Here is a 5,402-nt window from a genome sequence, read left to right as displayed (position 1 = left end):
TCTTCCATCACATCGACCAGCCTATCGTAATAGGGCGAAGGCTTCATGCGACCGGCTTCGTCGAACTCTTCATACGCCTTCGCTACCGACGATTGATTCGGGATCGTAAACATCCGCATCCATCGCCCCAGCAAACGCAAGGTATTCACCGTATTGAACGATTGCGAACCGCCGCTCACCTGCATGACGGCCAGGGTACGCCCCTGGCTCGGACGCACCGCGCCCTGCTCCAGCGGAATCCAGTCGATTTGATTCTTCATCACGGCCGTGATGGCGCCATGCCGTTCCGGGCTGCACCAGACCTGTCCTTCCGACCACAGGCTGAGTGCGCGCAGCTCGGCCACTTTCGGATGATCGTCAGCCGCACTGCCGGCTATTGGCAAATCACGCGGATCGAAGATGCGCACTTCCGCACCGAAGTGCAGCAGAATACGCGCCGCTTCTTCAGTCAGGAAGCGGCTGAAAGAACGTTCGCGCAAGGAGCCGTACAACAGCAGGATACGGGGTGGATGATCGAATGTTTTTGGAGAGGAAAATTTTTCCGGCGCCGGTATTTCCAGATGATCGAGTGCAAATGGCGGCAGACTGGTATCGCTGAAAGTATTCATGATGAAAAGAGTGGTGAGGAATTACTGCAAACGCAGTGCCAGTGCAATCAGCGTGAACAGCAGTATCGGCAAGGTCAGCACAAAACCGACCTTGCAGTAATAAGCCCAGGTGATGCGAATATTCTTGCGCGCCAATACATGCAGCCACAACAGGGTGGCGAGGCTGCCGATAGGGGTAATTTTCGGACCAAGATCGCTGCCGATCACGTTGGCGTAAATCATCGCCTCCCTTGTGACGCCCTGCGCCACACTGGCATCGATCGCGAGCGCACCGACCAGTACCGCCGGCATATTGTTCATTACCGATGACAGCAATGCCGACAGGACGCCCGTGCCGATCGCTGCACTCCACACGCCGTGCGCGGCAAGCCGGTTCAGGACGACAACCAGATAATCGGTCAGGCCGGCATTGCGCAAGCCGTATACGACCAGATACATGCCGAGCGAAAAAATCACGATCTGCCACGGCGCTTCGCGCAATACCTTGCGCGTGGAAATCACGTGGCCGCGTGCAGCGACCATCAAGAGGACCAGCGCACCCGCGCTTGCCACGGCACTGATCGGTACGCCGAGCTGCTCCAGCCCGAAGAATCCGGCCAGCAATAAAACCAGCACCCACCAGCCGGCACGGAAGGTCGCGCCATCGCGTATCGCCTGTTGCGGCATACGCAAACGGGTCAAGTCGTAAGTCTCCGGGATATCGCGTTTGAAAAAGAAAAGCAGCATACCCAGTGTCGCCGCGATAGCCGCCAGATTGACCGGCACCATCACCGATGCATATTCGGCAAAACCGATATTGAAAAAATCGGCGGAGACGATGTTCACCAGATTCGACACGATCAGCGGCAGGCTGGCAGTATCGGCAATGAAACCGGCCGCCATGACGAAGGCCAGCGTCGCCGCCGGTGAAAATTTCAGCGCCAGCAGCATCGCAATCACGATGGGTGTCAGGATCAATGCCGCGCCATCATTGGCAAACAAGGCGGCTACCGCTGCACCAAGCAGCACCAGCCAGACGAACAACTGGCGTCCGCAGCCACGCCCCCAGCGCGCCACATGCAGTGCCGCCCATTCGAAAAATCCGGCTTCATCCAGCAGCAGGCTGATGATGATGACAGCGACGAAGGTAATCGTCGCGTTCCAGACGATGCCCCAGACGGTAGCGATATCGGCAAGCTGCACGACGCCCAGCACGAGCGCCAGTGCGGCGCCTGCCAGCGCACTCCAGCCTATGCCCAGCCCTCTGGGTTGCCAGATCACGAGCACGATCGTGCCGAGAAAAATCAGGAATGCAGTCAGCATCAGCTTGTTTTCAATGGGAAAAGTCGAACGCGCTCGGCAATATGCAAACCCGATGCGAACGCTTCGTTACGAATGGATTGAGCAGGACGGAAAAGCAAACCTGCGCATGGTTTTATCAGGCGCTGGTTTCGCCGATCTTTTTCAGCTCGCGTTGAATGGCATTTTTTTCCAGCATGTCGATCGGCAAGCTGACGAAAATATTGACGCGCGCCATGATCTGACGGAACACCTTGACGAACACCGCCCGTTTTTCATCATCGCTGCCGATCGCAGCAGCCGGATCTTCAAAACCCCAGTGCGCGGATACCGGCTGACCCGGCCAGACCGGGCAGACTTCGCCTGCTGCGTTGTCGCACACCGTGATGATGAAATCCATTTTCGGCGCATCGGGTGCCGCATACTCATCCCAGCTTTTGCTGCGCAAGTTATCCAGCGGGTAGCCCGTTGCCTTCACCTGCTCGACAGCAAATGGATTCACCGTACCGCCCGGCTGACTACCCGCGCTGAATACGCGGAAACGGCCGTTTCCCATCGTGCTCAGCAACGCTTCGGCCATGATGCTGCGCGCCGAATTGCCGGTGCAGAGAAACAGCACGTTGAATATCTTTTGCTGCATGTTCATTCTCCGATTTGAATTGTGGAAGCTTGATCGCTGCCGCAGGCAGGCGTGCATACCGGTGCACACGGATTGCCGCCGCAACAGTTTTCGGTCATGAACGCGATCAAGCCATTCATTGCATCGAAATTAGCTGCGTAATGGATGAAGCGTCCATCCTGAGTGCCGTTTACCAGACCCGCGTGACTCAACTCCTTCAAGTGAAAAGAGAGTGACGATGGCGGGATGCCGAGGTTTTCGCTGATTTTGCTGGCGGCCAAACCGCTCGGGCCGGCTTGTACCAGCAGACGAAACACGGCCAGGCGGGATTCATGCGCTAGCGCAGAAAGGGAGGTGATTGCGGTTTTCGTTTCCATATTTCGATAATAGTCGAAATATGGAAACGGTGCAATCCAATCATATGAACTTGAAACAGGCTGCCATTTTTAAAAGTTTGCCGCCCTTGACCGGGCAGCATGAGATTCCGCTTCAAGCTCGGCTATTTCTTCGCCTGCTCACCCAGCCTGGTTTCGGCTATGCGCACGATCACATACGCAACCAGTGCAAACATGAAAAACACCAGCAGCATCCAGGCAATCCCCTGCAGGGTTTCGATCGCAGTTTGGTACAACTCCAGCACCCAGCGTTCTACGGTGAATTCAACCACCTTCGCATCTTTATCCCAGCGCGAGGGCGTGATGTATTTTTCAAACTCGCGCACGCGCACGCCGGACGATACGCCAACGACAAGGATGGCAAATTTCAGATACTTGAGCCATGCCGCGCTGATTGAATCGGCAATGATGCGATACAGAATTGCATTCAGCGGCTTGGTAAATGCCTTCATGACAGCGAACGATATCGCCAGCGAAATCAGCAAGGTAATGACCAGCAATAGAACGAACATGTTTTCTCCCGGTTGGCAGCGCACCATAAGATGCCCACGAGTAATGCAAGTTCATTGTCGCCGCACCAGTCTTGCAGGACAAGAACAAATACATGCGGCTGTAGCCGCTTTTTTAAGTCGACAGATGTTTGCCGCTCAAGGAATTTGTAGACTTGCCGCCAGGATAATTACCACAAGGAAATATATTTGTTACATTTTAAGAAATGCCTTGTTGGTTGAGTACAACTCACGTCATAGCAGCGAATAAAGTGAAAGGTAAAATATAGTTACTCAGGCGAAACTAATGATGTCGCAGAAGCCTATTCAGCTAGAATGGCCCCAGACAATGTGATGATAAAAGCATCAAACATCAGACATTGGCCTTTATTACGCTCTTGAAATCAGCTTCTCTTGATAGAAAACTTTTCTTGAAGTCACGCCCCATGTTTACATCAGACCATATCCACTTGCGTAACCGCATGAGCATCTTGTGAGGACTCCCGAACCATTGATGAGTTCTCTGCTGGATCATCTGGTAGAGATCACCGGTCATCGCGATCATGATTTGCTCGATATCTCGGTCATGACGGCATTGCTGAATATGGTGGGCGTCAATCACGCCCGCGTAATGGAGTTATTTCAGTCGCGCGGCGATCTGCTGATCCGCCCTCGCGTCTGGATTTCAGACGGCAAAGTACAAACCGTCGATGAAGAAACATCCGCCTCCGAACTCGCAGGCGAAACCATCGTGACCTATCCCGGCCTGGTGTCGTGCATTGCGCAACGCAAGAATCGCCTGGAAGAAGTACGGGAAAACGGCCAGCATGCCTTGTGGATTCCTATCTGGCAGAACGACAAGGTATCGACCTGTCTTGAAATTGTAAACGACACGCAATTCACACCGCAGATGCTGCAAGTGATGGAAGGAATACTCAGCGTATACCGCAATTATCAAAGCCTGCTGGATTACAGCGAGCGCGATTCGCTGACAGGTTTGCTGAACCGCAAAACCTTCGATGAAAAATTTGCGCGTATGGTCAACGCAAAACCGGCTGACTCGGCACCGCGCGGCAGTGAAGAGCGGCGCCATCACGCCGACGTCAAATCGCAATGGCTGGCAGTAATCGACATTGATCATTTCAAGCGCGTCAACGACGTCTTCGGCCATCTGTATGGCGATGAAGTGCTCATCCTGGTCGCCAATGTATTGCGCGCCTCGTTCCGGGCGCAGGATCGCGTGTTCCGCTTCGGCGGCGAAGAGTTTGTCATCCTGTTGCGCTCCACTACGCTGGCCGATGCGCAAATGGTATTTGAGCGCTTCCGTGAAAATATCGAACAGTATGCATTCCCGCAAGTCGGAAAAATCACTGTCAGCATCGGCTTCGCCAGCATCCAGCATGAGACGCCGGTGACCATACTCGGACATGCCGATCAGGCGCTGTATTACGCCAAGGATCATGGCCGCAATCAGGTTTGCTATTACGACGCCCTGCTCGCACAGGGATTGCTGCATGCCGACAAGAAATCCGAATCGGTTGAATTCTTCTTCGACGAACCGGCGGCGACCGGTTGATTACGCTCCGTCCGGAGCGGAAAATCATTGATCATCCTGCAGCAAAACAAGAATCGGCACTTTCTCTGAAAGTGCCGATTCTTATTGGAGCGCCACATTAATGGCACAAGGCATCTGCCTTGACCGCCCCTATTGCCTGCACTGTATTTCCTGCCGCAGAAAAATCACATAAAAATGCAATTTGGCAATACACCCGCATTGCCATCCGCGTACAAAACTCAATTGATTCAAATACTTGGCGATAAATTTTATCGCTACGCGGAAATATTTCACAAAAGATATTGCGAATCATTCTCAACTATATGTTAAGATTTCGTTAAATTTATATTTCCAGCCAGCCAAACTGCCGCGCTCCCGTGCGTTGTATTAGCCAGCCATTTCCATTGTTGGTTATTCATTCCGGAGCATTTCAAACATGGCATCACGGCATCTGACGGA

At 53.5% G+C, this 5,402-nt stretch carries 6 protein-coding genes; 1 reads left to right on the top strand and 5 read right to left on the bottom strand.

What is annotated here, in order from left to right; all coding sequences use genetic code 11:
• The 5 genes from arsH to ABWP27_RS11990 form a co-directional block, all read right to left on the bottom strand.
• Positions 1-608 (bottom strand): arsenical resistance protein ArsH (gene arsH, locus ABWP27_RS12010; RefSeq protein WP_353157127.1); only part of this gene is annotated, 608 nt, incomplete at its 3' end.
• A 21-nt stretch (positions 609-629) separates the two neighbouring features.
• Entirely contained in the window at positions 630-1,910 is a 1,281-nt protein-coding gene (locus ABWP27_RS12005) for an arsenic transporter (RefSeq protein ID WP_353157124.1), read from the bottom strand.
• A 115-nt stretch (positions 1,911-2,025) separates the two neighbouring features.
• Positions 2,026-2,526: an arsenate reductase ArsC gene (locus ABWP27_RS12000; protein ID WP_353157121.1), complete on the bottom strand. Its 501-nt coding sequence runs from the start codon at positions 2,524-2,526 to the stop codon at positions 2,026-2,028.
• Between the two features lie 2 nt (positions 2,527-2,528).
• Positions 2,529-2,882 (bottom strand): ArsR/SmtB family transcription factor, encoded by a 354-nt coding sequence (locus ABWP27_RS11995; RefSeq protein ID WP_353157118.1) that lies wholly within the window; start codon positions 2,880-2,882, stop codon positions 2,529-2,531.
• A gap of 122 nt (positions 2,883-3,004) precedes the next feature.
• The gene (locus tag ABWP27_RS11990; protein WP_353157115.1) at positions 3,005-3,412 is read right to left on the bottom strand and encodes a hypothetical protein; all 408 of its coding nucleotides are present in this window, start codon (positions 3,410-3,412) and stop codon (positions 3,005-3,007) included.
• 490 nt (positions 3,413-3,902) lie between these two features.
• Between ABWP27_RS11990 and ABWP27_RS11985 the strand changes: the two genes are divergently transcribed.
• Positions 3,903-4,964: a GGDEF domain-containing protein gene (locus ABWP27_RS11985; RefSeq protein WP_353157112.1), complete on the top strand. Its 1,062-nt coding sequence runs from the start codon at positions 3,903-3,905 to the stop codon at positions 4,962-4,964.
• The last annotated feature ends 438 nt before the right edge of the window (positions 4,965-5,402 follow it).

This window comes from Herminiimonas fonticola (assembly GCF_040395855.1).
In the GTDB taxonomy this organism is placed as follows: Bacteria; Pseudomonadota; Gammaproteobacteria; order Burkholderiales; family Burkholderiaceae_D; genus Oxalicibacterium; species Oxalicibacterium fonticola_A.
The sequence above is the reverse complement of the archived record's forward strand: the minus strand, read 5'-3'. Positions and strand labels throughout refer to the sequence as shown.